The sequence below is a fragment of the Saccharothrix carnea genome (genome assembly GCF_003014735.1).
Lineage (GTDB): Bacteria > Actinomycetota > Actinomycetes > Mycobacteriales > Pseudonocardiaceae > Actinosynnema > Actinosynnema carneum.
Genome location: NZ_PYAX01000010.1, coordinates 211851 through 238086, shown reverse-complemented (window position 1 = coordinate 238086; position 26236 = coordinate 211851). Strand labels below are relative to the sequence as shown.

Here is a 26236-nt window from a genome sequence, read left to right as displayed (position 1 = left end):
CGGTGAGGCACCTGGCGCTCGTGGTGGTCCTGCTGGCCGGGCTGGTCGTCGCCGAACGGCCGGTGACGGCCACCGCCCAGCCGGAGGTCCTGGCGCCGTACCGGATCGCGGTCAGCCGCGGCGATCCCGGGGACATCTGGAGCACCGACGCCCGAGGCGGCGATCCCCGGCAGATCACCGACACCCCGGACACGTCCGAGACCGATCCCGCCTACTCGCCGGACGGCACGTCGATCGCCTTCACCCGGTCCATCGGTGAGGGCTCCGGGGTGGTCGTGGCCGACGCCGAGGGCGGCGACGAGCGGGTGCTCCACCACGGCAGGCACCCGTCCTGGTCGCCGGACGGCTCGATGATCGCGCTGCTGGCAGACGGCGGCGTGGTCACCGTGGTCAGGGTCGCGGACGGGGTCGAGCTGACCACGATCCCCAGGCCGCACCACGTCCTCGGCTACGACGACAAGCCCGCGTGGTCACCGACCGGCGACGTCATCGCGTTCGGCCGCCACACGACGGCCCTCAACCCGCCGCACGTCCAGCCGCACGTCGTGGGCGCGTCCACGTCCCGCACCGGCACGTTCACCACCACCGCGACCGTGCGCACCCCGTCCGTGCCGGCCCGTCCGGAGATCATGTTCCTGTTGGACACCACGTCGTCCATGACGACCACGGTGGACACCGTCCGGGCCAACATCGGCACGGTGATGGAGCGGATCTCCACCGCCGAGCCGGACGCCCTCTTCGGCATCGCCACCTACCAGGACGCCAGCGACGGCGATGGCCGCTACCGCCTCGTGCGCAACTTGACCACACCGGACGTGCTCCAGCCCGTGCTCGCCGAACCCGCGAACTTCCCCATCGAGTTCGGCGGCGACCTGCCCGAGGACTGGTTCAACGCGCTGCACCACCTCGCCCGCGACGAGGGCGCGGACGGCGGCTACCTGACGTTCAGCGAGGGCGACGACGTCACCCGGATCATCGTGCTGGCCGGTGACGCGGCCAGCCACAACAGCCCCGACACCTGCGACACCGTGCTGTACCCGGCGTGTCCGGGCGCCACGCCGTACTGGACCGAGGACGAGATCACCGAGGACCTGACCGAGCGGGACATCCACCTCGTCGGCGTGCCCGTGGTGATCGTGCAGGACCCGCCGTACACGGAGAAGCTGGACAACCGGCTCCAGGCCACGCGCCTCACCACCATCACCGACGGGGTGCTGGTCGGCGGGTACGAGCCCGGCCAGATCGTGGCCGGGATCGAGCAGGGCATCACCACGCTGCCGGTGACCGTGACGCCGGAGGCGTCCTGCCCGCTCGGGGTCACCGTCCGGTTCGACCCGCCCCGGGCCCGCGTCGCGGGTGGCACGGACGTCACCTTCACCGAGACCGTGACGCTGGGCGAAGCGCCGACCGCGCGGGCCGCCGCGGACCTGGAGTGCCGGGTCTGGTTCAGGTTCGACGACAAGCTGCCCGCCGAGCCGTACGAGCAGTTCATCGACATCACCCTGGCCGCTCCCGCACCGCCGACCGTGGTGGTGAACGCGAACGCCGTGCCCAGCCCCGGCCGGACACCCGTGCCGGCCACCTTCACGGCCACCGCCACCGACGCCGCCGGCGCACCGCTCACCCCGATTTGCGACGCGACGTCCGGCGCGCTGTTCCCGGTCGGCCTGACCACCGTCACGTGCACCGCCACCGACAGCGGCGGCCGGACCGGGCGGGCGAGCAGCGCGGTCACGGTCTACGTGCCGGAGCGCGGCGAGACCGACGACATCTGGCTCGCCCGGCTCGACGGCGCGGACCTCGTGCAGCAGGTCGACCTGTCGCCGTCGTTCGCGACGCCGTGCGCCCGGCGGGACACCGCCCCCGCGTGGTCGCCGGACGGCAACCGGCTCGTCTACGAGCACGGCGACGTGCTGTGCGTGGCCGACGCCACGGGCGCGAACGCCACCCCGATCACCTCGGGCGGCGAGCCGCCGGAAGACCCCGCGTGGTCGCCGGACGGGTCGTCGATCGCGTTCTCGATGAGCGACGCCGACGAGTACCACCGGGTGTGGACCGTGCCACCCGGCGGCGGCACGCCCGTCGACGTGGTCTCGTTCCGCCAGGAGGACGCCGACCTGCCCGCGTTCCGACCGCTGCCCGACCTCGTGCTGACCGGTTCCGCCGCGCCCGCCGCGGTGCCCTTCGGCGGTGCCACGTCCGTGCGGCTGCGGGTGACCAACGGCGGCCTGGCCCCGGCCCGGGGCGCCGACCTGGCGTTGACCGTGCCCGCCGGGCTCCGGGTCGAGGAGATCACCACCACCGCCGGCACGTGCACCACGACGGGGTGCGCGCTGGGTCGGCTCGCACCGAACGAGACCGCCGAGGTCCTGGTGACCGTCACGGGGACCGCGGCGGGGCACCAGGCCGTCCGGGCCACCCTGCCGCCGGACGTCAACCCCGGCGACAACGCCGCCGACGTGGCGGTGACCGTGGCCGACGAGATCAGGCCGCCGGACAACCCCGGCTCGCTGTCGCTGGCCGTGGCGCTGGTGCCGCAGGAGGGTTACGTCGGCGGCGACGACCTCGTGCTGTCCTACCGGGTGCGCAACGGCGCGTCCGTGCCGATGACCGACGTCCGCGTGGTCACCTCCCTGCCGCCGCAACTGCTCCCGGTCGACGCCGTCACGGGCTGCGCGGCAGACGGTGCGACGTGCGCGATCGGCACGCTCGCACCCGGCCAGGAGGCCGAAGTGCGGGTCGCGCTGCCCGCGAAGGCCGCCCTGGACAGCACGGCGGGCGGCTCGGTGCTCGGCGTCGGACCCGACAACAACGCCGCCGACAACACCGCCGCCGTCCGGGTGCTGGTGCGGCAGCCGGAGATCGCGGTCGACCCCGGCACCGGGCCGACCGGGTTCGTGCCCCGCGCCACCGGCCGGTCGTTCCCGCCCGGCGCGACGGTGCGGATGGGCTGGACGCTCGGCCTCTCGCCGACACCCGGTGACGTCGTCGTGCGGCCGGACGGCACGTTCGAGGCGTACGTCCTGGTGTTCCACAACGACCGCATCGGCGTGCGGCAGCTCGAAGCCTCACCGGTCGTCGGGCCCCCGTTCGGCGCGGTGCGCTCCGGTGACTTCCTCGTCGTGCCCAGAACCCTGCAACCACCCGACTTCGCGTCCCGCGGGTGACACCGGCGGCTGCCCGATGGGGCAGCACCGGACGCACCCCGCCCCACCCCTGCGCCACTGCCCCGACCGAACCGACCAGCGGAGGATTCACGCCATGGGCGCAACCGCGACGCTGTCCGCCACCGGCCTGGCCGTGGCACCCGGCGAAGACGTCACCTGCACGGTCGTCGTGCGCAACACCGGAGACCTGGTGGACGAGTTCACCGTGGACGTGGTCGGCGACGCGGCCGGGTGGGCGACCGCCGAACCGGCCTCGGTCAACCTCGTGCCCCAGGCGTCCGCCTCGGTGGTCGTGCGGTTCGCGCCGCCGCGCGCCGCCGAGGTGGCCGCGGGCCCCGTGCCGTTCGGCGTGCGCGTCACCTCGCGCGAGGACCCGTACGGTTCGGTGGTCGAGGAGGGCGTGGTCGAGGTCGGCGCGTTCACCGACCTGTCCGCCGAGCTCGTGCCGGCCAAGGTGGAGGCGGGCGCGCGCGGCCGGTTCGAGGTGGCCGTCGACAACGTCGGCAACCACCCGGTCGCGGTGCGGCTCAGCCCGACCGACCCGGACGGCGAGCTGGAGTTCAAGCTCGACCGCACCGACCTGGTGCTCACGCCCGGCACGGCGGCGTTCGTGAAGCTGGTCGCCAAGCCTCGCGACACGTTCCTGCGCGGACCGTCGCAGCCGCGGCCGTTCCGGGTGGAGGTGGTGCCCAGCTCCGGGCCGCCGCTGGCCGCCGCGGGGACGCTCGTGCAGCGGCAGCTGCTGCCGAAGTGGCTGCTGCCCGCGTTGATCGCGCTGCTGGCGCTGGCGGTGGTGCTGGCGGCGCTGTGGTTCACCGTGCTGCGACCGGCCGTGAAGTCCGCCGCGCGGGAAGCCGCCGCGCAGCAGGTCCAGGAGGTCAAGACCGCCGTCGACGAGGCGCAGGCCGGCGCGGGGCAGGCGCAGGAGCAGGCGAAGGAAGCCGAGGTGAAGTCCGAGGAGGCGATGAAGGCCGCCGGGCTGGACCCGGAGGCGCCTCCCGGCTCGCCGCCCACCGCGAAGCCGGGCGACCCGGCGGCCGAGCCCGGTGAGCCGACCGACTTCCGGGTGGCCGCCGACGCCGCGATCGTGGCCAACCCGGACGTCTTCACCGACTTCGCGTTCACCCCGCCGGCCGACAAGACGTTGCTGATCACCGACATCGTGCTGCAGAACCCGCGTGGCGACACCGGCACGGTGCGGGTGCTGCGTGACGCGAACGGCACCCGCGGCGTGCTGCTGGAGGTGGGCCTGGCCAACTTCCGCGACCTGGACCGCCACTACGTGCAACCGCTGCGGTTCAAGCCGGGTGAGCGGGTCATCGTGCAGGTCAGCTGCCAGAACCCGGCCGCCAAGGGCAACTGCAAGCCCTCGGTGTCGTTCGCCGGCCGGGCTGTGTAACCGCTCAGATCAGGCCTTCGCGCAAGGCGAAGGCCACGGCGTGCGCGCGGTTGCGCAGCTGGAACCGGTTGGTGATGTCGTGCAGGATCGACTTGACCGTGCGCTGCGAGTAGCACAGCTTCTCGGCGATCTCGCGGGTCTCGAAGCCGTCCGCGATCAGCCGCAGCACCTCGGTCTCCCGGTCGGACATGCCCGCCATGGTCCAGCCGTTGGGGTTGAGCACGTTGCGCTGCAACCGCGACACCCGGTCCAGCAGCCTGCCGAGCAGGTCGGGCGGGAGCGCGCCCTGGCCCGCGGCGGTGGCTTTCACCAGGCGCACCAACGTGTCCGGCGTGGCGTCGGAGCGGCGGATCACCGCGGACACACCGCTGCTGACCACGTTGAGCAGCTCCGGGTCGGCGATGTCGCCCGCCACCAGCACGATGCCCGCGCCGCCCGGCGCCTGGAGCCTGCGCAGCAACTGCTGCGCCTCGCCGTCCAGGCGGTCGAGCACGACCAGCGCGACGGGAGCCGGCTCGTCCGGCTCGACCAGCCGTATCTCGGGCCGCGACCGCAACGCCGCCGTCACCCCGGCCCTGGTGATGGAGTCCGTCGCGTGCAGGACGACCGCGATCTGGTGGTGTGCGTTCATCTCTGGTGCTCCCGCCCTCGTTGCCCCGATGCACCGGTCACGCCGCGTGCCACCGCAATCGTGGCTTCCCGGCGCGTCCCGGCACTACGGGCGCGCCGTCCCGACCTGTCCCGGGTCCTCGCCCAGACCGGCCTCCTTCGCCCGGGACACGGCCTGCTCGCGGTCGGCCACGTGCAGCTTGCGCAGGATGTTCGACACGTGGTTGCGCACCGTCTTCGGGCTGAGCACCAGCGACCGGGCGATCGCCGTGTTGCCCCGGCCGTCGGCCATCAGCCGCAGCACGTCCCGCTCCCGCGCGGTCAGCTCCGGGAACGCCTCCACCCGTTCCCGCGGCACGGCGGCGAAGTACGCCAGCAGCCGCACCGCGATCGCCGGGCTGAAGATCGCCTCGCCCTCGCCGACCGACCGCACCGCGCGCACGATCTGCGGCGGCCGGGACGCCTTGAGCAGGTAGCCCAACGCACCCGCGCGCATCGCCGCGAACACCGACTCGTCATCGTCGAACATGGTCAGCACCAACACCCGCACGCCGGGATCGCGCGCCACGATCCGCCGCGTCGCCTCCACCCCGCCCAGGTCCGGCATGTTCAGGTCCATCACCACCACGTCCGGCTGGAGCGCGGCGGCCATGGACACCGCCGCCGTGCCGCCGGACGCCTCGCCGACCACCTCCGTGTCGGGTGCGGCGGTCAACGCGGCGGCCAGGCCGTACCGGAAGAGCGGGTGGTCGTCCACGACCAGCACCCGCAGCGCCGGCATCCCGGCTCACACCCCGCCGGCGAGCGGCAGGTCCGCCGCTACCCTCGTGCCTCCGGCGGCGGCGTGCTCCACCCGCCACGTACCACCGACCTCGCGTGCCCGATCGCGCATCGAACCGAGCCCGATCCCGGCGCCGACCCCGACCCCGACCCCGGCACCCTGCCCCGGGACCACGTCCCCACCGACCCCGACCCCGACCCCGACCTCGACGCCGTCACCGCCGCTGACCGCCCCGCCCACACCGTCGCCCGTGACGACCGCGTTCCCCACACCGATCCCGTCGTCCACGACCTCGACGTGCAGGCAGCCGTCGAACCGCAGCCGCACCGCGCAGTGCCGCGCCCCCGCGTGCCGCACGACGTTGGTCAACGCCTCACAGATGATCCGGTACGCCGCCACCTGCACCCCCACCGGCAGGTCCGGCACGTCCGCGCACTGCACGTCCACCCGCACCGGGTGCCGGTCGGTCAACGTGGCCACGTGCGCCCGCACCGCGCCGGCCAGGCCGAGTCGCGACAGCACCGCGGGACACGCGCCCGACGCCAACCGGCGGACGTCGGTGACGGCGGTGTGCACCTCTTCCTCCAGCCGGGCCAGCAGCGGGCCGGCCGCGGCCGGGTCGTGCACCGCCAGGTGCCTGGCCGCGCGCAGCCCGAGTGCGATCGCCGCCAGCGCCGGCCCCAGACCGTCGTGCAGGTCCCGCAGCAGCCGGCGCCTGGCCTCGTCGGCGGCGTCGTCCGGAACGATGAACTCGCGGCGCATGTCACCTCCCCCGCTCCGGTGAGCGCGCGGGCCGCCTCGCCGTGACGCCGGCCGCCTCGCCTGTATGGAGAGTCGTCAAGCCGTCACGTGCCGTTTCAGTTACCGGCGAGGTTCCCACGTTGGAGGGAATGGTCACGAAGAGTGCGGTTCCGACGTATCACAGCGCCTCCAGCTTGCTCCATACGGATATCGAGTCACCTCGGGAGGGTGGAATGGGCCAGACGAGTGGCCGGGCTGTTCTGCAAGTCCACCCGACCAGGCTGTGCAACCTGCGCTGCCTGCACTGCTACTCCAGTTCGGGTCCGGACGTCGCCGAGTCCATCCCCATCTCCGTGCTGTCGGCCGTGGTCGCGGACGCGGCCGGGCTCGGCTACGACGTGCTGAACGTTTCCGGTGGTGAGCCGTTCCTCTACCCCGAATTGCCCGCACTGCTGCGTGCCGCCCGCGCGGCGGGAATGCGAACGACCGTCACAACCAATGCGGTGGCGTTGACCCAGCGCCGCATCGGCCTGGTGCGCGGGCTGGTCGACCTGGTGGCCGTGTCGCTGGACGGCGACCGCGCCACGCACGACCGGATCCGCGACCAGGAAGGGTGCTTCGAGAAGGCGTTGGCGGGGATCCGCAGGCTCACCGAGGTCGGCATCCCGGTCGGCGTGGTCACCACGTTGACCCAGGGGAACGCCACCCAACTGGGTGAAATCGCGGTGGCCGCGGCCCAGTCCGGTGCCCTGCTGCTCCAAGTGCACCCGCTGGAGCCGGAAGGCGCCGCGAACAGGCTGATGGCGGGCGAACGCCCGGACGCGGTCGAACTGGCCTACGCGGCGGTGGAGCTGGGCCGCATCTCGGAGGAACACGGCATGGCCGTGCAGCTCGACGCCGTGCCGCGTACCATGCTGGCCCGCAAGCCGGAGGCGTTCATGGCCGCGCCGGTGGACGACGAGCAGCCGCTGGGCCGCTGGCTCACGCCGCTGGTGATCGAGGCGAACGGCGCGGCGGTCCCGGTGTCCTACGGCTTCGACCGCCGTTACGGCCTGGGCAACGTCCAGAACCGCCCGCTGGCCGAACTGGCGCGCTACTGGGACGCCGCACCGTTCCTGGCCCTGTGCCGCGCCACCTGGCAACGCCTGGTCGACGGGCGCACCGGCCCACTGGTCCCGTGGTACGGGCACCTGGTCCGCGCGTCGAGGACCCAACGCCCCGCCCCCGCCGGCCGCTGAACGTCCACCGCAAGAGCCGCCGCACGATCACCGCATCGGTCACCGCGCCAGGAGTTCGTCCGCCTCCAGGGTGTTGATCACCCGATCGGGGGTGACGCCGCACTCCTCGGCCCGCTCGCAGCCGAACGACAGCCAGTCCAGCTGCCCCGGCGCGTGGGCGTCGCTGTCGATCGAGAACACGCACCCAAGCTCCACGGCCAGCCGCAGCAGGCGGCCCGGCGGGTCGCGGCGCTCCGGCCGGGAGTTGATCTCCACCGCGGTGCCGCCCTCGACGCACGCCGTGAACACCGCCTCCGCGTCGAACGTCGACTCCGGCCGCCCCTTGCCCACCACCAGCCGTCCCGTGCAGTGGCCGAGCACGTCGACGTGCGGGTTCGACACGGCGGCGACCATGCGCCGGGTCATCTCCGGTGCCGGCATCCGCAGCTTGGAGTGCACGCTGGCGACCACGACGTCCAGCCGCTCCAACAACTCGGGCCGCTGGTCGAGCGAGCCGTCGTCCAGGATGTCCACCTCGATGCCGGTCAGGATCCGGAACGGCGCCAGCTCGGCGTTCAGCTCGGCGACCACGTCGAGCTGCCTGAGCAACCGGTCGGCGGACAGCCCGTTGGCGACGGTGAGCCTCGGCGAGTGGTCGGTCAGCACCACCCACGAGTGGCCGAGGTCGCGTGCCGTCTCCGCCATCTCCCGGATCGGGCTGCCTCCGTCGGACCAGTCGGAGTGCGTGTGGCAGTCGCCCTTCAGCAACGCCCGCAACGCCTGCCCGCCCACCACCGGCTCGCGGAACCGGCTCAGGTAGGTCGGTTCACGCCCGGCGACGGCGTCCACGATCACCCCGGCGGTGGCCTTGCCGATGCCGGGCAGGTCGGTCAGCGTGCCCGCCTCGACCCGCCGCGCCACCTCGCCGTCCGGCAGCGCCGCCACCACCTCGGCGGCCTTGCGGAACGCCCGGACCCGGTAGGTGGGTTCACCGGCGCGCTCCAGCTGGAACGCCACCTGTCGCAATGCCCAGAGGGGATCCACGCCTCACTGTCTACCTCGTCGGGCGCGGTGGTGCGCGGCAAGGTCCGCGGCGAGTCCTGCGGGCGAGTCCCGCGGCGGGTTCTGCGGCGGTTCTGCGGCGAGTTCTCGACTTGGCCGCGTTTCGCCCGGAAGGCTTGCGGCTGCCGGTGCGCGGAACCGAGGATGTCCGCCATGTCCCCACGTGCCGGCACGGTCGGGTCACGGCGCAGGCCCAGCAAGGGAGACCTCACCTCGCAGGCGATCCTCGACACCGCCGAACGGCTGCTGCAGACGCGTTCGCTGGACGACATCGCGGTCGACGAGCTGGCCTCGGGAGCGGGCATCTCGCGGTCGACGTTCTACTTCCACTTCGCCTCGCGCGAAGCCGTGCTGCACGCCTTGGCGGGCGGCATCCTCGACGCCCTCTACGAGTCGGCGTCGTCGTGGCTGCGGCGCGGCAGCGAACCGCCCGAGGACTCGATCCGGCGGGCGCTGGGCGCGAGCCTCGCCCTGTGGCGCAAGCACGGCCCGGTGCTGCGCGCGGCGGTCCGGGCCCGCGACACCGACCCGTTGATGCGCGAGTTCTGGACCGGTGTCGCCCACCGGTTCGTCGAGGCGACCGCGTCGCAGATCGAGATCGAACGCCGGGCGGGCGTCGCGCCGCCGGGCCCGGACGCCAAGTCGCTGGCCGCGGTGCTGGTGTCGATGAACGAGCAGTCCTTCCTGGCCCGCTCGCGATCCCGCCGCTCGGCCGCGCGGGACCGCGAGCTGGTCGACACGTTGACGTGCGTCTGGCTGCGCTCGGTCTACGGCATCTCGCCCTAGCCGAGGGCACTTACCGGAACCAGGTGCCGTCCGGCGCCTGGCGGTGGCCGAGCGCCCGGTACACGGCGTCCACAAGGGACTGCCCGCGCGCGTTGACGCCCAGGCCCGGCCCCATCTTCGTCATCGCGTACCCGAACGACATCCGCGCACCCGGATCGGCGAACCCGAGCGAGCCGCCCATCCCCGAGTGCCCGAACGCGTCGTCCGACATCGCCACGCCGCGCTCGACGGCGGGCAGGTGCAGGTTCGCCGCCGACTTCATGAACCCGAGCGAGAACCGGGTCGGCGCGAGCAGCATCCGGTCGAACCCGGCCGAGACCACCCCCGACATGACCGGCAGCTGAGCCTCGTCCACCAGCCGCACCCCGTTGTACTCGCCGCCCAGCGCCAGCGGCCGGTACATCTGGGCCAGGCCGCGCGCGTTGCTCATCCCGCCCACCGCGCCGTACTGCGCGGCGTGCGCCTCACGCGTGTCCGACGCCGTGACGTAACCGCCGGAGTTGCCGACCAGCAGGGACTGCATCGAGCCGGGCTCGGTCATCGCCGTCACGTACAGGCTCGGCAGCGCCTCGCCGCGGTCGGCCGGGATGGTCCGCGCGACCAGCGGTTCGAGGTCCTCGGGGAGGGTGAGCCAGAAGTCCAGGCCCAGCGGACCCGAGACCTCCTTCTCGAAGAACTCGGCCAACGGCAGCCCGGACACCCGCCGCACCACCTCGCCGACCAGGTGGCCGAACGTCAACGCGTGGTAGCCGTGCCGGGTGCCGGGCGCCCAGAACGGCTCCTGCCGTGCCAGCAGGTCCGTCATCAGCGCCCAGTCGAGCATCCCGCCCGGCGGCACCGGCTCGCGCACCGCCGTCAACCCCGCCTGGTGCGCCAGCAGGTGCCGCACCAGCGTGCCCGCCTTGCCGTGCGGCTCGAACTCCGGCCAGTACTCGACCACCGGCGCGTCCAGGTCCAGCTCACCCCGTGACGCCAGCACGTGCGCGCACAACGCGGTCGCGCCCTTCGTGCACGACCACACGTGCGTGATCGTGTCCTCGGTCCACACCCGCCCACCCGCGTCACCACCCCACAGGTCGACCACGGTCACGCCGTCGACCGTCACGTGCACGCCCGCCCCGACCTCGCCGCGCTCGGCGAAGTTGCGCTCGAACTCCGCGCGGACCTCGGCGAACTCGTCGGCGCAACTGCCCTCGACCGTCATCGACCCTCCAGGTGCGTTCGTCTGCCGCCATGCCACCACCGTGAGCCAGACCACGTGAGTAGGGATTCCTCAGTCGGTAGGGGCTTGGACTCGGATGCCCGCCCGGTCGGCGCCCTGGCTGACACTTCTATAGCGAGGCCGCTACCCTTGTGTACGTGGCCGGCTTGAGCGTGGGCGAAGCAGCACAACGCCTGGGTGTGAACCCGGCGCGCGTCCGCGTGCTGCTGAAAGAGGGCGGTCTCACCGGTCAACGCATCGGGTCGCAGTGGGTCGTCGATGCCGATTCGGTCAGGCGTCGGCTCGACGTGGTGGCCGCGGCCCGAGGTCGTTCCCTGTCGCGCAGGGCCGCGTGGGGCGCGGCGGCGTTGTTGGACGGACAGGCGACACCCTGGCTGGCGAGCAGTGAACGCTCGCGATTGCGCGCGCGTCTGGGTCGACACGCCACCGAAGGCGTCGACGTGTACAGGTGGTGGATGAGGCAGCGGGCAACGTCCGTGCGCTATCGGATCGCGAGGGCCGACATCGCCGAGTTGATCGCGGACCGGGCCGTGGTGGGCAGTGGTATCAGCGCGGCAACACCCTACGACCTCGGGCTGTCGTTCGCGGAAGAGGCCGAAATCTACGTCGGCGGGTCGGAGGCCGCCAGGCTCGTCGAGGAGTACTTCCTCGTCGAGTCCGAGCGCGGAAACCTGGTCCTGCACGTCGAAGACAGCGGTGAGGACTGGCACCGGCGCACTACCCGGGTGGTCGACGGAGTACCGGTCGTGCCCCGACTGGTAGTCGCCGTCGACCTCTTGGACAGCCCAGACACGAGGACAAGCAGCGCGGGGGCGCACTTGCTGCGGCAGCTGCTCGACGCGATGACGAACGGGCGGGACGCTCGTGGTTGATGAACGTCTGCCCGGCAATCGAGAGGTGCTGGACGCACTCGCGGTCGTCAGCGGCGAACCCGGTGATCGCGTGGCCGCAGCGTTCCGGGCAGCGGAGGTCGAAGCCGCCTCCACCGCCGCAGCCGCGGAGCACGTGGTGGAAGCGCTCGCAGCCGTCGTGCGGCACGTTCGTCTGGCGCCGATCGAGTTCGAGTCCAAGGAACCTGTCATCGCACCGCTCAAGCGGCTCGCGCAGTCGCCGCCGCCGCTTGGCGAGGCCGATATCGCGGTGTGGCGCCGGCTCTTGAGGGAACTGCCCGTGCGAATCGTGGAAGTGGTGCGGGAGCCGGTCGAACTGCCGGCTATGACACCGCCCCAAGAGGCGGCGTGGTCGACCATCCTCGACCTCGAGGAAGGGCTGGACTGCCACTGGTCGCTCATCGGTGGTCAGATGGTGGCATTGATCAGCGCGGAGCACGGGCAAGCCATTCCGCGGGCAACCACCGATGGCGACATCGTGCTGGGTGTCTGGCTCGATCGCGGCGCACTGCGACAAGCGAGCGCTCTACTGGCGGTGCACGGGTTCACCGAGGACGACACGGCTGATGGATACGGCTACCGGTACCGGCGTGGTACCGCCAGCATCGACTTGTTGGTGCCGGAGGAAATCGGGCGTCAGCACCGGGTCCCGACCACTGCGACGGGACGTCGTGGGGTGGAGATGCCCGGCGGGAACCAGGCTTTGATCAGGAGCGAGAGGCTACCCGTTCGGCTGGGCGATCGCGTCGGTCTGGTCCGGCGCCCCAACCTCCTCGGCGCTCTCGTCGCCAAACCTGCGGCCTCCGTCGCCGACTCCAGGGATCCCGACCGCCATCGCGAGGACATCGCGATCCTCGGACAGATCGCGCTGAACGCGGGCGCGTTCCGCACCATGAGGCGAATGAGCCGGGACAAGGACCGCAAACGGTTGCGACGCGTTCTTTCCGAGATGCCGCACTCGCACCCGGCCTGGCGGCAGATCACCGAGCCGCGGGAGGTTCGCGAGGCGTTGGTCCGGCTGGCGACACCGCGACCTGCCGCGTAGAGGTCGCACCGGGGCCGTGGCCGGGATCCGGATCGGTAGGGTGAGAGGTCCTGGGATGGGAGGTCGCCAGTTGTCGTCTGTCGTCGGCCGGGCCTTCTTCGGCCGGGAGGCCGAGTTGGCGGCCGTGGTCGGCGTGGTCGAGCGGGTGCCCGCCGCCGGGTTGGTGGTCGTGGTCGTGTCGGGTGAGCCGGGGATCGGCAAGTCGAGCCTGCTGGCCGAGACGTGCCGCCGGCTGCGTGACCGGGGGTGCGCGGTGGCCGCCGCCGAGTCGGACGACGTGAGCAGGCGGATCCCGTACGCGGCCGTGGCGACGGCGTTGCGGTCGGTGGCCGGGTCGGGTGACGTGCGGGCCGCGGTGGAGGCGCTGGACCTCACCACGGCTCCGGACGCGACCTGGTTCGGCCGGTCCTGCGAGCTGGTGGCGCGGGTGTTGACGGGGCTGGCCGCCGAACGGCCCGCGGCGCTCGTGCTGGACGACCTCGACCAGGTGGACGACGATTCGCTGGCCATGCTCGCCGTGGTGCTGCGCCGCGTCACGGCCGCGCCGCTGGTGCTGATCGCCGCCGCCCGCACGCACCACCGCAACCCCGGCGTGGAGGAGCTGCTGGACCGGCTCGAACGGCACGCCGACGTGGTGCGCGTGCGGCTGGAGCCGTTGAGCGGCGGTGACGTGGCGCGGATCGTGGAGACCGTGCTGGGCACGCCGGTGGACGACGGCTTGGCGCACGAGGTGCACGTGCGGGCGGACGGCAACCCGTTCTTCGCGGTGGAGATCGCCCGGTCGTTGCGCGAGCTGGACCTGGTCGCGGTGGACGGCGACCGGGCCCGGCTCACCGTGTCGCCGTCGGCGATCCGGCTGACCCGGCGGGAGGCGGTGCTGCGGCGGGTCGCGCCGCTGGACCGCGACACCCGGGCGGTCGCCCGTGCGGTGTCGATCTTCCGGCGGGTGCGGCTGGACCAGATCGGGCTGCTCGCCCGGGTGGCGTCACTGCCCGAGGAAGCCGTGGTGGACGCGTTCGACGGGCTGCTGCGGGCGCACATCGTGGTGCGGGACGAGGACCGGGGCTACCGGTTCTCGCACGCGCTGGTCGGCGAGGCGCTGTACCAGGAGATCGGTCCGGCGCAACGCCGTCACCTGCACAGTTTGATCAGCGCGCGGTTGCTGGACGACCGGGCGCGCGGGCTGGCCGTTGACGAGATGGAGCTGGCCTGGCACCTGGCCGAGTCCGCGCCACCGGGTGACCTGCGCGCGGTCCGGGTGATGGCGCAGGCCGCCGCGGCGAACCGCACGACCGCGCCGGAGACGGCGGCGGCGCTGTGCGCGCGGGCGCTGGAGCTGCTGCCGGTGGCCGCGCCGGAACGGGCCGGGCTGCTGGCGTCGCAGTGCCGGGCGCTGGCGCACGCGTCCCGGCCGGGTGCGGCGATCGGACCTGGTCTGGCCGCTCTGGAGGAGTTGCCGCCGGGGCCGGAACGGTCGCGGTGCGCCGTGGTGGTGTTGAGCAGCATGTTCCTGGTCGGCCGGTTCGCGGAGGCGTTGCGGCTGGCGGACGCGGAGCTGGGTGCGGGAGCGGAAGCGCCGGCCGCGCTGCACGCGCAGCGCGCGCTGCTGCTCGTGTTCACCGGGCGTCACGCGGAGGCGTTGGCGGAGGTGGGCCGGATCGAGGCCATGCCGGTCACCTCGGCCGCCGAGGGCGTGGTGGTGTTCGACCGGCTGGCCGTGATCACGTCGATGCTGTTCCGGCACGACCGGACGGTCGACTACGCCAACCGGGCGCTGGCCTCGGCGGACGGCCAGGCGGTGCTGGAGCTGCAGGCGCTGGCCGTGGGAGCGTCCACCGGGGCGTTGGCCGGTCTGGTGCACGACGCGTCGTGGCGGCTGCGGCGGGCCGAGGAGCTGCGGGAACGGGCGGGCGGGCACGCGTTCCGCGGCGAGCTGGAGATGGCCCGGGTGGCGCTGGACTGGTTCGGCGGCGAGTGGGACACGTGCCTGGAGCGGGTGGGACGCGCCGCGGCCGAGCTGGAGTCGCGCCAGGAGCTGATGATGTTGGACGGCCTGCGCGCGATCGAGCTGGAGGTCCGCACCTGGCGGGGTGAGCTGGACGTCGCCGCCCGGCTGGCGGCGTTGGAGGTACCCGGGAGCCCGAACATGTCGCGGCTGCACGCGTTGGCGATGGCCGGGTACCTGGCGGCGCGGGGTGACGTGGAGGGCGCGCGGCGGGTGTTGGTGGAGGCGGTCGACGACGACGGGATGACCGCCTACAGCTGCGTGTTGCTGGGTCGCCTGATCGAGTTGGATTTCTCGCACGGTCGGGTGGCGGAGGCGCGGCGGACCGCACAGCGGCTGCGGGTCGTGGCGGCCGAGCGGGTGGCGCCGTGGACCCGGACCACCGTGCGGCGGGTGATCGGCCTGGTCGAGCAGGACGCGGCCGTGCTGCGCGAGGCGGTGGACGAGGCCCGGGTGGGTGGGCTGGTGTTCGAGCAGGCACGGGCGCAGCTGGCGTTGGGGCTGGTCGACCGGGGTGCCGTGGCCGATCTGCTGGACGCGTACGCGGTGTTCCAGCGGGTGGGCGCGCACGGGTTGCGCCGGCAGGCCGGTGGCCGGCTGCGCGAGCTGGGCGCCAAGGTGCCGCGGGCCAGGGGACGGGCGGCCGGGGTGCTCACGGCGGCGGAGGAGAACGTCGCGCGGCTGGTGCAGCAGGGGATGCGCAACCGGGACATCGCCGCCGCGCTGCACTACAGCCCGCGCACGATCGAGGTGTACCTGTCCCGGATCTACGCCAAGCTGAGGGTGTCGTCCCGGCTGGAGCTGGCGCGGGTGCTGGACGGTCGCGCTTAGTTGTTGTGGAGTCCGCACTAACCCGCCGGTAACCCCGGCGTGTTGTGTCGGTGACGTCGACGTTGTGGCCGGACCGCCGGGAGACGTATGCGCACCGCTTTGACGACGTGTCCGCTGTGTGAGGCGACCTGTGGCCTGGAGCTGACGATCGAGGGCGATCGGATCACGGGCGTGCGGGGCGATCGGCAGGACGCGTTCAGCGGCGGGTTCCTGTGCCCCAAGGGTGCCTCGCTGGGTGCCCTGGACAGCGACCCGGACCGGCTGCGCGAGCCGGTGGCCCGGCGGGGCGGATCGTTCGAGGCGGTGTCGTGGGCGGAGGCGTTCGCGCTGGTCGACGAGCGGTTGAGCGCGATCATCGGCGCGCACGGCCGCGACGCGGTGGCGCTGTACCTGGGCAACCCGACGGTGCACTCGCTGGCCGGCGGCCTGTACGCGGGCCCGTTGCGCAAGGCGGCGGGGTCGCGCAACTTCTTCACCGCCGCCACGGTCGACCAGATGCCCCGGCACGTGGCGTCCGGCCTGCTCTACGGCGGCATCTTCACGATCCCCGTGCCGGACATCGACCGGACGGACTTCCTGCTGCTGCTCGGCGCGGACCCGTTCACGTCCAACGGCAGCCTGTGGACCGTGCCGGACGCGCCGGGGCGGCTGAAGGCGTTGCGCAAGCGCGGCGGCGCGTTCGTGGTGGTCGACCCGCGCCGCAGCCGGACGGCGGCAGCGGCGGACCGGCACCTGGCGATCGTGCCCGGCACGGACGTGTTCCTGCTGCTGGCCATGGTGAACGAGCTGTTCGCGGCGTCGCTGGTCGACCTGAAGGCGCTCGCGGGCCACGTGAACGGCCTGGCCGGGGTGCGGGAGCTGAGCCTGCCGTTCACGCCGGAGGCGGTGGCGGCGCGGTGCGGTATCGAGGCCGGTGAGATCCGGGCGTTGGCGCACCAGCTCGCGGCGGCGCCCAGGGCGGCCGTGTACGGGCGGCTCGGCACCACGACGGTCGAGTTCGGGACGGTGGCCAGCTGGCTGGTCGACGTGCTGAACGTGCTGACCGGGAACCTGGACCGGCCGGGTGGCGCGATGTTCCCGATGCCCGCGCACACCCGGCGCGGCACGGGGTCGGGCAAGGGGTTCACCACCGGGCGGTGGCACAGCCGGGTGCGCGGCCTGCCCGAGGTGGCGGGGGAGTTCCCCGTGGTCACGTTGGCCGACGAGATCGAGACGGCCGGTCCGGGGCAGGTGCGGGCGCTGGTGACGGTCGCGGGCAACCCGGCGCTGTCGGTGCCGAACTCCGCCCGGCTGGACGCCGCTCTGTCCACTGTGGACTTCATGGTCTCGGTCGACCCCTACCTGAACGAGACGACCCGGCACGCGGACGTCATCCTGCCGCCACCGCCGCCGAGCAGGCGCGCGCACTACGACCTGGCGTTCCTGTCGTTCACGGTGCGCAACGTGGCGAAGTACTCGCGGGCGGCGGTGCCGTTGCGGCCGGGCGAGGTGGACGAGGGCGAGATCCTGCTGCGGTTGACCGGGATCTTCGCCGGGCTGGGACCCGATGCCGACCTCGACGCGCTGGTGGGGCTGTCGGGCGAGTCGGAGTACAGCCGCGAGGAGCGGTTGCTGGACGCGAAGCTGCGGTCCGGGCCGTACGGGCTGTCCCTGGCCGACCTGCTCGACCGGCCGCACGGGCTCGACCTCGGGCCGTTGACGAGCCGGGTGCCGGAGGTCCTGCGCACGCCGTCCGGCCGGATCGAGCTGTGCCCCGAACCGATCGCGGCCGACGTGCCGCGCGTGCTGGCCGCGTTGCGGGAGCCCGTCGACGGCATGGTGCTGATCGGTCGGCGGCACCTGCGGTCCAACAACTCCTGGCTGCACAACGTGCCCGCGCTGGTGAAGGGCAAGCAGCTGTGCACGCTGCTGGTCAACCCGGGCGACGCCGAGCGGTTGGGGCTGGCGGACGGCGGCACGGCGCGCGTGACGTCACGGGTCGGCGAGGTCGAGGCCACCGTGGAGGTCAGCGCCGACATGGCCGCCGGTGTGGTCAGCCTGCCGCACGGCTGGGGCCACGACCGGCCCGGCACGCGCCTGACCACCGCACGCGCCCACCCCGGCGTCAACGTCAACCTGCTCACCGACGACCTGGCCGTGGACCCGCTGTCCGGCACCGCCGTGCTGAACGGCGTCCACGTGCGCGTCACACCGTCCGCAGCCCAGTGAGGAGCACCGCCATGCCCGTGACCACGGCGCGCGTCATCGCCGACCTGCCCTTCGTGGCCGCCCAGGCGCACGACGACCGGGTGGCGTGGCGCCACCGACAGGACGGGCAGTGGCACGACCTGACGTTCACCGAGGTCGCCGAGTGGGTCATGGAACTGGCGTCCGGGCTGGTGCACCGGGGCCTGGCGCCGGGCGAGCGGGTGTGCGTGCTGTCGGACACGCGGGCCGAGTGGTCGGCGGTGGAGCTGGCGGTGCTCGCGGCGGGCGGTGTCGTGGTGCCGATCTACCCGTCCAGCGCGGCGGAGGAGTGCGCGTGGATCATCGGCGACTCGGGCGCGGTGCTCGTGGTCGCGGAGACCGACGCGCAACGGGACAAGGTCGAGTCGATCCGTTCGCGGGTGCCCGCGTTGCGGGACGTGGTCGTGATCGAGGGCGGCGGGCTGGACGAGCTGCGGTCGCTGGGGCGCACGTCGCCGGTGCCGGGCGAGCTGGACGACCGCCGTGCCGCGATCGACCCGGACGACCCGACCGTGATCATCTACACCTCGGGCACCACCGGACCGCCCAAGGGCTGCGTGCTGACCAACCGGAACTGGCTGACCATGTGCCGGCTCAGCGAGGAGCTGTCGTACGTGCTGCCGGACGACGTGGCGTACCTGTTCCTGCCGCTGGCGCACGTGTTCGCGCAGATCGTGCACCTGGGTGCGCTCTACACCGGGCACACGGTCGCGTTCTACGGCGGTGACTCGTCCAAGGTGGTGGCGGAGCTGGCCGAGGTGCGGCCGACGTTCCTGCCGTCCGTGCCCCGGATCTTCGAGAAGATCTACACCGCCGCGACCGCGGGCGTGCCGGAGGAGCAGTTGCGGCAGGCCGTGCGGGTGGGTCTGGCGGTGCGGCGGCTGCGTGCGGCCGGTCAGCCGGTGCCGCCAGACCTGGCGGCGGCGTTCGAGCAGGTGGAGCCGGTGTTCGCGCGCGTGCGGGCGATCTTCGGCGGTCGGCTGCGGCAGGCGTTGTCCGGCGCGGCGCCCATCTCGGTGGAGGTGCTGGAGTTCTTCACCGCCGCCGGCGTGCCCGTGCTGGAGGGGTACGGGATGAGCGAGTCGACCGGTGTCGGCACGGTGAACACGTTGGCGCGGCACAAGCTCGGCTCGGTCGGCACGTTCGGGATGGCGGGGTTGCAGCTCAAGATCGCCGACGACGGCGAGATCCTGATGCAGGGACCGCACGTGTTCGCGGGCTACTGGAACAACCCCGCCGCCACCGCCGAGGTGCTGACCGACGGCTGGCTGCACACGGGCGACCTGGGCGAGATCGACGACGACGGCTTCGTCACCATCACGGGACGCAAGAAGGACATCATCATCACCGCCGGCGGCAAGAACATCGCACCCGCCAACGTCGAGAACCAACTCCGCCAGTCGCGGTGGATCTCGCACGCGGTCGTCTACGGCGACCTCAAGCCGTACCTGGTCGTGCTGATCACGCTGGACCACGACGAGATCGTGCCGTGGGCGAAGGACCGGGGCCTGCCAACGGACCTGCCCACCCTGTCCCGCACGCCCGAGGTGCGCGCGTTGATCCAGGACGTCGTGGACGAGGCCAACTCCCACTTCGCCCACGTCTCGCAGATCAAGCGCTTCACCATCCTGGACCGCGACCTGAGCCAGGACGACGGCGAACTGACCCCGACGCTGAAGGTGAAGCGCAAGGTCGTCCACTCCACCCACGCCGACCGGTACGCCCAGCTCTACACCTGAGCCGGTTAGCCTGTGCCGGTGATCGAACACGACGACCCGGCGGGGCGGCGCGGCACGGCCTGGCGGGACGCGGCGCGCCGGTACCGACGCGAAGCCCGCCTCCTGTGAGCGCTGCGGTCGACGCGTGGCTCGCCGAGGTCCTGCCGCTGGTGCGGGTGTTCCAGGAGACGTTCGAGGAGAACTACGGCTACGAGCCCGGGGACAACCCCATCGAGCGGCGGGTAGCCCTTGGTCTCGACGACCACGACCTCCCGCCCGCCTTGCGCGCGTTCTACGAGCGGGTGGTCGAGGTGTCGCTGGTCGACTTGCCCAACGGGTACCGCATCCACCCCGTCGAGCTGGTGGTCGACACCGAGGTGAACGGTTTGCCGACGCACGTCCCGGAACTCTCGGCCGAGCGGTTCGTGGTGTTCGGCAGCAGCGGGGGAGGCGATCTCTTCGTGATGCCCCAAGCCGGCGGGCCGGTGTACGAGCTGTCACCGGGGCCCGTGCAGGACAACGTCTACACCTCGATGGGCATCCCGCCGCGTGTGCTCGCCGAGGACTTCGAGGGGTTTCTGAGCTTGATCGTGGCCGAGCTGAGGCGCGCGACAGCCGACTGATCCGGTGACGGTCGTGGCGGCACCGTCGTCATGGTCGTGAAGTCGCGGGCCGACTTCGCGGTGCGTCCGGGCCTGCTGCTGCCCTGGTCACCGGCTCAGGGCGGTCTCCCGGGCCACGTGCGACAGCTTCTCCGGGTTGCGCACGAAGTAGAGCCCGGTGACGACGCCGTCCTCGACCCGCGCCGCCACGACGCCGTCGAGTTCGCCGTCGACCCGCAGGATCACCGCCGGGCCGCCGTTGACCTGAGCCGGCTCGGTCGTCGTCCGCGTGCCGAGCGCGTCCCAGCGGGCGGCCAGCAAGCGGGCCACCTTGTCGGCGCCGACGACGGGCTTGCGCGCGGCCGGCTTGAGCCCGCCCGCGTCGCTGAGGATGACCACGTCCGGCGCGAGGACGTCGAGCAGGCCTTGCAGGTCGCCGGTCTCGACCGCCCGCTGGAAGGCCGCCAGCGCGGCCCTGGCCTCGGCCGGGTCGGTGGTGCCGCGCGGCCGGCGCTCGGCGACGTGGGCCCTGGCCCGGTGCGCGATCTGGCGCACCGCGGCCGGGGTCTTGTCGACGGCTTCGGCGATCTCGTCGTACCCGACCTCGAACACATCGCGCAGCACGAACACCGCCCGCTCGGTCGGCGCGAGCGTCTCCAGCACCAGCAGCACCGCCATCGAGACGCTGTCGGCCAACTCGACGTCCTCCGCCACGTCGGGCGTGGTCAGCAGCGGCTCGGGCAGCCAGGGGCCGACGTAGGACTCCTTGCGCCTGCCGAGCGCGCGCAGCCGGCTGAGCGCCTGACGGGTGACGATCTTGACCAGGTACGCCCGCTGGTCGCGCACCGCGTCGAGGTCCACGCCCGTCCACCGCAACCAGGTCTCCTGGACGACGTCCTCGGCGTCGGCGGCCGAGCCGAGCATCTGGTAGGCGACGGTGAAGAGCAGGTTGCGGTGGGCGACGAACGCCTCGGTCGCGGGACGCGTCCCCGCCGTGCCGCCCATCGGTCGCTCCTGTCTCTCCGCCACCGGCCCGACACCTGTAACGCGCGTCACGCGACCGGCCTGTCACAGGGCCCGGAACACCGGCGTCTCCTGGTCGACAAGCCGCTCGATCAGGAGGAACACCATGAACCTCGCTCTGTGGATCGTCACCGGAGTGCTCGCCGCCGCCTACTTCTTCGGCGGTGGCGGCAAGCTCGTCCTGTCCAAGCAGAAGATAGCCGCCACCGGTCACAGCGCGGCGTGGACCGAGGACTGGAGCGCGGGCGGCATCAAGGCCATCGGCGTGCTGGAGATGCTGGGGGCGTTGGGTCTGGTCCTGCCCGCCGTGCTCGACATCGCGCCGGTCCTGGTGCCGATCGCCGCCATCGGCCTGATGATCATCATGATCGGCGCGGCGATCGTCCGCTTCCGGCGGCAGGAGTTCAAGCTGATGGTGGTGGACTTCGTCTACCTCGCGCTGCTGGCCTTCGTGCTGTGGGGTCGCCTCGTCGCCGAGCCGTTCACCGGCTGAGCACCGGTCCCTCCACTGGACCCTTCCGGGGAAAGCCCTTACCGTTGGGTAGCAGGACGACGACCACACGCGACCGGCCCGGGGGTCGACCAATGCGCAAGTTCGGCGAACTCAGACCCTGACCGCCCGCCCGTCCTCTTTCCGCCGCCACTGCCGCCGCACCCATCCCCTGCGATCGCGGGGGAAGCGTCAACGACTGTGGAGGCTTCTGTGGCACCCCGTACCCGACGGTTGTCGACCTCGTCCGGCGCGCTCGTCACCGCGCTGGTGGCGGCATCCGCCCTGTCCACCGCGCCCGCGGGCGCGGAAACCCGACCGTCCCAAGAAAATCCGGTGTCCGCCGCGGCCGTGGTCGGGCCCGCGACGCAGCTGGCCACTGACACCGACGTCCCGTGGGGCCTGGACTTCCTGCCGGACGGCTCCGGCGTCTACACCCGGCGCGACGCCCACGACGTGCTGAGGCTCACCGCGTCCGGGGTGAAGACCTCGCTCGGCACGGTGCCGGGCGTGTCGAGCAGCGGAGGGGAAGGCGGTCTGCTCGGCCTGGAGGTGTCGCCGTCCTTCACCACCGACAACTACCTGTACCTCTACCACACGACCGCGACCGACAACCGGATCGTGCGCATCAAGGTGCAGAACAACGCCCTGGTCGCGAGTTCGCTCCAAGTAGTGCTGTCCGGCATCCCGCGCAACCGCTACCACAACGGCGGCCGGTTGCGCTTCGGGCCGGACGGCAAGCTGTACGCGGGCACCGGTGACGCCCAGGTCGGCGCCAACGCGCAGAACCTGGCCAGCCTGGGCGGCAAGGTGCTGCGGCTCAACCCGGACGGCACGCCGCCGACCGACAACCCGTTCCACGGCAACGGAGGCAACGCCCGGTACGTGTGGACCTACGGCCACCGCAACGTGCAGGGCCTGGCGTTCGACGGCCAGGGCAGGCTGTGGCAGGCCGAGCTGGGCAACACGGTGATGGACGAGCTCAACCTCGCGGAGCGGGGCGGCAACTACGGCTGGCCCGCGTGCGAGGGCACCTCGGGCAGCTGCTCCGGCTACCTCGCGCCCAAGCGGACGTGGAGCACCGCCGGCGCGTCACCCAGCGGCATCGCCGTCGTCGGCACCGACCTGTTCGTCGCCGCGCTGCGCGGCACCAGGCTCTACCAGCTCCAGATCAGCGGCACGTCGGTCGGTTCGCAGACGGTGCACTTCCAGGGCACCCACGGCCGGCTGCGCACGGTCGAACCCGCGCCGGGCGGCGGCCTGTGGCTGACCACCAGCGACGACCGGGACAACATCCCGAACAACTCCACCAGCCGGGTGCTCAGGGTGCCCCTGAGCTGACCGCGGCCGAACCGAGCGCGCGAGGCGGTCCCGTTGCCGGGGCCGCCTCGCGCCGTGTCCGGACCGTTGCGGAACCGGGTGAACCGAACGTCCCACCGGTCCGTGTGACGGGTGCCAGTCGTCAGTCGCCAGCCGAGGAAGGCCCCGCCGATGCACGCCGCCCGCCGCGAGCCCGGTCCGCGTTTCAGCCACCACAACCCCCGCGACCGCCACAACCCGTCGCCGCTCGGAGCACGTCCGAGCACGAGCTGAACGAGAAGAGATGCACGATCCGATCCTCGAACGCGCGCTGAGCCAGGTCCGCACCGAGAGGGTGCGCCACCGCAGGCGCCGCGGTGGAGTCGTCACGGTGGTGGGCGCCGCGCTCGCCGCCGCGGCGCTGGCCGGTGGCGCCCACCTCGGCCGGCACAGCGTGCCAGGGGAACGGGTGCTGGTCGCCGGCACGGCTGACGGCGTGCGGCTGACCGCCACGATCACGCCCGCCGACGGCTGGGTGCGGCTGCACGCGGTGGTGGACGGCGTCGAGGCGGGGGAGCGGTGCCACCTCGTCGTCACCGACGTGCGCGGACGGCGTCACGTGGCGGGCGGCTGGGTCGCCGCACGCCCGTCCGGCCCGGGACCGGGTGACACGGCGTTGGCCGGTGCCGCCCTGGTCGACCCCGACGAACTCGCGAGCGTCGACGTCGTCACGGTCGACGGTCGCGTCCTGGTCACCGGCTCCGCCGGCTGAGCGACGGGCTCCGCCGAATAAGCTGTCCGCCGTGAGGTGGTCGCCACTGCTGCTGGTGCTCGTGCTGGCCGCCGGCTGCGCGGACAGCCGCACCGTGGCCATCGACGACGTGCCGGTGGCGGTCGAGTCGGTCACCACCACCCCGGACGCGTCGACCGGCACGTTCCGCGTCGACTGCGGCCGCAACGAGACCCGTCACCTCAACGCCGACAACATGGTCATCGCACCCGGCCGGCCGTTCGGCGCGCACCACACCCACGAGTACGTCGGCAACGTGAGCACCCACGCGGGCTCCACCGACGAGTCGCTGGCCGCCGCCGCGACCACGTGCGGGCCTGACGACCGGTCCACCTACTACTGGCCGGTGCTGCGGCTGACCGACCGCACCGGGCACGACCGGCACGAACCGGGCGGCGGCGTGCACGGCAACACCGGCGAGGTGCTGCCGCCGTCGAGCGTGGAGATCACGTTCAGCGGCAGCCCGGTCAGCGAGGTCGTGCCGATGCCGAGGTTCCTGCGCATGATCACCGGCGACCCGGCGGCGATCGACACCGGTCGCGGGCGGGCGAGGTGGAGCTGCACCGGGTTCGAGGACCGGCACACCGACCGCTACCCGCGGTGCGCGCCCGGCGGGAAGGTGCTGCGCACGTTCGACTTCCCGAGCTGCTGGGACGGCCGCAACACCGACAGCCCGAGCCACCGGGCGCACGCCGAGTTCCCCGGCTCGAACGGGGTGTGCCGGCCGGGCACGTTCCCGGTGCCGAAGCTGCGCGTGCGGGTCGCCTACGACGTGCCCGCCGACCGGCCCTACGCCATCGACAGCTTCCCCGAGCAGCGGCGCGACCCGCGCACCGACCACGCCATGTTCGTCAACGTCATGCCCGAGGCGCTGATGGACCGCGTCACGACCTGCCTCAACACCGGCCGGACCTGCTCCTAGGAGATTCGTCGCGCCCGCGCTGAACCGAACCCCGCCGGCATCCGTGTTCGTGGCGGGAGTTGACGAGAGGAGTGGGTGGATGGCGGCTCTGTGGTCCCGGAAACGGGAGGCCGCGGCCGACGAGGCACTGATCCGATCCCTCTACGAGGAGCACGGTCGGGCGCTGCTCGCGTACGCGACGCGGTTGACCGGTGATCGGGCGTCGGCCGAGGACGTCGTCCAGGAAACCCTCGTGCGCGCTTGGCGGCACCCGGACGCCCTGGTGAACGGCAAGGGCTCGGTCCGCGGCTGGCTGCTCACGGTGGCGCGCAACATCGTCACGGACCGGTACCGGGCGAAGGCGGCCCGGCCGCAGGAGGTGGCCGAGACGCCGACGACACCGCCGGTGCAGCGCGACCACGCCGATTCCGTGGTGGACTCGGTGGTCGTGCTCGAAGCCCTGGACCAGCTGTCCTCCGACCACCGCGACGTGCTGCTGGAGATCTACTTCCGCGGTCGGAGCGTGACCGAGGCGGCCGAGGCGTTGGGGGTGCCGCCGGGCACGGTGAAATCGAGATCCCACTACGCGCTGCGGGCGTTGCGGGAGACGTTCGCAGGGCGGGTCGGGCACGGGGGCCGAGGCGGGCAACAGGTCGCGCTGAAGGGGGTGGCCGGATGACCACGAACCACGATCCACAGCTGCTCGGCGCATACGTGCTGGGCGTGCTCGACCAGGGGGAGGTGCGTGCCGTGGAGGACCACGTGGCGTCCTGCTCCCGGTGCCGCGCCGAGTTGGCCGAGCTGCGGGCGATGGAGGAGGCCATGGGTGACGTGCCGCCCGAGGCGTTGCTCGACGGCCCGCCCGAAGGCGGTGACCTGCTGCTGCAGCGGACCTTGCGGCAGGTGCGGTCGGAGCGCGGCGGTCGGCTGCGCCGTCGTCGGGTCGGCCTGGGACTGGTCGCGGCGGCCGCGGCGGCGATCGTGCTCGGCGGCGGTTACGCGGTCGGTCGGGGCACCGCGCCCGACGTGACGGCGGTCGGGCCCGCGACGACCCAGCCGGTGCCACCCGCCGGGACCAAGCTCGGGACGGCCACCGACCCGGAGACCGGCGCGCGGATGACCGTGCAGGTCAGGCCCGCCGCCGGGTGGGTGCGGGTGAACGCGTCCGTCGCGGGCATCGCGCAGAACGAGAAGTGCAGGCTTTTCGTCGTCGCCAAGGACGGCAGCAGGCAGGAGGCGGGTAGCTGGCTCGTCTCGGCGGCCGGTGAGGAGGACGGCACCAACCTCGACGGCTCGGCGCTCATCGCGCCCGAGGACGTCGCGGCGATCGAGGTGCGCAACTTCGACGACGAGCGGATCGTCACGGTGCCGGTGTAGCGGTGTGCCGGTGTAGCGGTGTGCCGGTGTTGCGGTGTGCCGGTGTGCCGGTGTT

22 protein-coding genes are annotated in these 26236 nt (G+C 72.7%); 16 read left to right on the top strand and 6 right to left on the bottom strand.

Annotation, left to right across the window (positions count from 1 at the left end; translation table 11 throughout):
- Positions 1-2 precede the first annotated feature (2 nt).
- Positions 3-3167 (top strand): DUF11 domain-containing protein, encoded by a 3165-nt coding sequence (locus B0I31_RS28470; RefSeq protein WP_106618454.1) that lies wholly within the window; start codon positions 3-5, stop codon positions 3165-3167.
- A 94-nt stretch (positions 3168-3261) separates the two neighbouring features.
- Positions 3262-4566, top strand: coding sequence for a hypothetical protein (locus B0I31_RS28465; RefSeq protein ID WP_106618453.1), 1305 nt, complete (start codon positions 3262-3264; stop codon positions 4564-4566).
- A gap of 4 nt (positions 4567-4570) precedes the next feature.
- Here B0I31_RS28465 and B0I31_RS28460 read toward each other — a convergent pair whose 3' ends face one another.
- From B0I31_RS28460 to B0I31_RS28450, 3 genes are all read right to left on the bottom strand, one after another.
- The gene (locus B0I31_RS28460) at positions 4571-5197 is read right to left on the bottom strand and encodes a helix-turn-helix transcriptional regulator (RefSeq protein WP_106618452.1); all 627 of its coding nucleotides are present in this window, start codon (positions 5195-5197) and stop codon (positions 4571-4573) included.
- Between the two features lie 84 nt (positions 5198-5281).
- Positions 5282-5956 carry a response regulator gene (locus tag B0I31_RS28455; RefSeq protein ID WP_106618451.1) on the bottom strand — a complete coding sequence of 225 codons (675 nt, stop codon included), beginning with the start codon at positions 5954-5956 and terminating at the stop codon, positions 5282-5284.
- Positions 5957-5962: 6 nt separating this feature from the next.
- Positions 5963-6718: a sensor histidine kinase gene (locus tag B0I31_RS28450; protein ID WP_106618450.1), complete on the bottom strand. Its 756-nt coding sequence runs from the start codon at positions 6716-6718 to the stop codon at positions 5963-5965.
- A 212-nt stretch (positions 6719-6930) separates the two neighbouring features.
- On the opposite strand from B0I31_RS28450, the gene B0I31_RS28445 reads away from it, so the two are divergent.
- Positions 6931-7935 (top strand): radical SAM protein, encoded by a 1005-nt coding sequence (locus B0I31_RS28445; protein ID WP_106618449.1) that lies wholly within the window; start codon positions 6931-6933, stop codon positions 7933-7935.
- Positions 7936-7974: 39 nt separating this feature from the next.
- Here B0I31_RS28445 and B0I31_RS28440 read toward each other — a convergent pair whose 3' ends face one another.
- Complete coding sequence (locus B0I31_RS28440) at positions 7975-8958, bottom strand: PHP domain-containing protein (protein WP_106618448.1); 984 nt, start codon at positions 8956-8958, stop codon at positions 7975-7977.
- A 171-nt stretch (positions 8959-9129) separates the two neighbouring features.
- Here B0I31_RS28440 and B0I31_RS28435 point away from each other — a divergent pair, with 171 nt between their 5' ends.
- The gene (locus tag B0I31_RS28435; protein ID WP_181320470.1) at positions 9130-9762 is read left to right on the top strand and encodes a TetR/AcrR family transcriptional regulator; all 633 of its coding nucleotides are present in this window, start codon (positions 9130-9132) and stop codon (positions 9760-9762) included.
- Between the two features lie 10 nt (positions 9763-9772).
- Here the strand turns inward: B0I31_RS28435 and B0I31_RS28430 are convergent, their stop codons facing one another.
- Positions 9773-10966, bottom strand: a complete 1194-nt coding sequence (locus B0I31_RS28430; protein WP_106618446.1) for a serine hydrolase domain-containing protein — start codon at positions 10964-10966, stop codon at positions 9773-9775.
- Between the two features lie 155 nt (positions 10967-11121).
- On the opposite strand from B0I31_RS28430, the gene B0I31_RS28425 reads away from it, so the two are divergent.
- The 6 genes from B0I31_RS28425 to B0I31_RS28400 all read left to right on the top strand — a co-directional run bounded on the left by B0I31_RS28425 (position 11122) and on the right by B0I31_RS28400 (position 20322).
- On the top strand, positions 11122-11856 hold the full coding sequence (locus tag B0I31_RS28425) for a helix-turn-helix domain-containing protein (RefSeq protein ID WP_181320468.1): 735 nt from the start codon (positions 11122-11124) through the stop codon (positions 11854-11856).
- Positions 11857-11881: 25 nt separating this feature from the next.
- Complete coding sequence (locus B0I31_RS28420) at positions 11882-12919, top strand: hypothetical protein (RefSeq protein WP_106618444.1); 1038 nt, start codon at positions 11882-11884, stop codon at positions 12917-12919.
- A gap of 70 nt (positions 12920-12989) precedes the next feature.
- The gene (locus tag B0I31_RS42705) at positions 12990-15755 is read left to right on the top strand and encodes an ATP-binding protein (protein ID WP_181320466.1); all 2766 of its coding nucleotides are present in this window, start codon (positions 12990-12992) and stop codon (positions 15753-15755) included.
- Between the two features lie 87 nt (positions 15756-15842).
- Positions 15843-17963 carry a molybdopterin oxidoreductase family protein gene (locus tag B0I31_RS28410; RefSeq protein ID WP_106618442.1) on the top strand — a complete coding sequence of 707 codons (2121 nt, stop codon included), beginning with the start codon at positions 15843-15845 and terminating at the stop codon, positions 17961-17963.
- Between the two features lie 11 nt (positions 17964-17974).
- Positions 17975-19720 (top strand): AMP-dependent synthetase/ligase, encoded by a 1746-nt coding sequence (locus tag B0I31_RS28405; protein WP_106618441.1) that lies wholly within the window; start codon positions 17975-17977, stop codon positions 19718-19720.
- 104 nt (positions 19721-19824) lie between these two features.
- The gene (locus B0I31_RS28400; protein WP_106618440.1) at positions 19825-20322 is read left to right on the top strand and encodes an SMI1/KNR4 family protein; all 498 of its coding nucleotides are present in this window, start codon (positions 19825-19827) and stop codon (positions 20320-20322) included.
- Between the two features lie 87 nt (positions 20323-20409).
- Here B0I31_RS28400 and B0I31_RS28395 read toward each other — a convergent pair whose 3' ends face one another.
- Positions 20410-21306, bottom strand: coding sequence for an RNA polymerase sigma-70 factor (locus B0I31_RS28395; protein ID WP_106618439.1), 897 nt, complete (start codon positions 21304-21306; stop codon positions 20410-20412).
- Positions 21307-21430: 124 nt separating this feature from the next.
- Here B0I31_RS28395 and B0I31_RS28390 point away from each other — a divergent pair, with 124 nt between their 5' ends.
- The 6 genes from B0I31_RS28390 (at position 21431) to B0I31_RS28365 (ending at position 26181) form a co-directional block, all read left to right on the top strand.
- Entirely contained in the window at positions 21431-21817 is a 387-nt protein-coding gene (locus B0I31_RS28390) for a DoxX family protein (RefSeq protein ID WP_106618438.1), read from the top strand.
- Between the two features lie 210 nt (positions 21818-22027).
- On the top strand, positions 22028-23155 hold the full coding sequence (locus B0I31_RS28385) for a PQQ-dependent sugar dehydrogenase (protein ID WP_245950505.1): 1128 nt from the start codon (positions 22028-22030) through the stop codon (positions 23153-23155).
- Positions 23156-23417: 262 nt separating this feature from the next.
- Positions 23418-23885 (top strand): hypothetical protein, encoded by a 468-nt coding sequence (locus B0I31_RS28380; protein WP_106618436.1) that lies wholly within the window; start codon positions 23418-23420, stop codon positions 23883-23885.
- 31 nt (positions 23886-23916) lie between these two features.
- Positions 23917-24825, top strand: a complete 909-nt coding sequence (locus B0I31_RS28375) for a DUF1996 domain-containing protein (protein WP_219910835.1) — start codon at positions 23917-23919, stop codon at positions 24823-24825.
- A gap of 79 nt (positions 24826-24904) precedes the next feature.
- The gene (locus B0I31_RS28370; RefSeq protein WP_106618435.1) at positions 24905-25483 is read left to right on the top strand and encodes a sigma-70 family RNA polymerase sigma factor; all 579 of its coding nucleotides are present in this window, start codon (positions 24905-24907) and stop codon (positions 25481-25483) included.
- Positions 25480-26181, top strand: coding sequence for an anti-sigma factor family protein (locus tag B0I31_RS28365; protein ID WP_106618434.1), 702 nt, complete (start codon positions 25480-25482; stop codon positions 26179-26181). The genes B0I31_RS28370 and B0I31_RS28365 overlap by 4 nt, the downstream gene beginning before the upstream one ends.
- The last annotated feature ends 55 nt before the right edge of the window (positions 26182-26236 follow it).

Bases quoted from the DNA above. Each gene is read 5' to 3' on its own strand.
- B0I31_RS28450 (WP_106618450.1), bottom strand. From the start codon at position 6,718: ATGCGCCGCGAGTTCATCGTTCCGGACGACGCCGCCGACGAGGCCAGG.
- B0I31_RS28430 (WP_106618446.1), bottom strand. From the start codon at position 10,966: ATGACGGTCGAGGGCAGTTGCGCCGACGAGTTCGCCGAGGTCCGCGCG.
- B0I31_RS28380 (WP_106618436.1), top strand. From the start codon at position 23,418: ATGCACGATCCGATCCTCGAACGCGCGCTGAGCCAGGTCCGCACCGAG.
- B0I31_RS28465 (WP_106618453.1), top strand. From the start codon at position 3,262: ATGGGCGCAACCGCGACGCTGTCCGCCACCGGCCTGGCCGTGGCACCC.
- B0I31_RS28410 (WP_106618442.1), top strand. From the start codon at position 15,843: ATGCGCACCGCTTTGACGACGTGTCCGCTGTGTGAGGCGACCTGTGGC.
- B0I31_RS28445 (WP_106618449.1), top strand. From the start codon at position 6,931: ATGGGCCAGACGAGTGGCCGGGCTGTTCTGCAAGTCCACCCGACCAGG.
- B0I31_RS28370 (WP_106618435.1), top strand. From the start codon at position 24,905: ATGGCGGCTCTGTGGTCCCGGAAACGGGAGGCCGCGGCCGACGAGGCA.
- B0I31_RS28390 (WP_106618438.1), top strand. From the start codon at position 21,431: ATGAACCTCGCTCTGTGGATCGTCACCGGAGTGCTCGCCGCCGCCTAC.
- B0I31_RS28460 (WP_106618452.1), bottom strand. From the start codon at position 5,197: ATGAACGCACACCACCAGATCGCGGTCGTCCTGCACGCGACGGACTCC.
- B0I31_RS28405 (WP_106618441.1), top strand. From the start codon at position 17,975: ATGCCCGTGACCACGGCGCGCGTCATCGCCGACCTGCCCTTCGTGGCC.
- B0I31_RS28435 (WP_181320470.1), top strand. From the start codon at position 9,130: ATGTCCCCACGTGCCGGCACGGTCGGGTCACGGCGCAGGCCCAGCAAG.
- B0I31_RS28395 (WP_106618439.1), bottom strand. From the start codon at position 21,306: ATGGGCGGCACGGCGGGGACGCGTCCCGCGACCGAGGCGTTCGTCGCC.
- B0I31_RS28455 (WP_106618451.1), bottom strand. From the start codon at position 5,956: ATGCCGGCGCTGCGGGTGCTGGTCGTGGACGACCACCCGCTCTTCCGG.
- B0I31_RS28365 (WP_106618434.1), top strand. From the start codon at position 25,480: ATGACCACGAACCACGATCCACAGCTGCTCGGCGCATACGTGCTGGGC.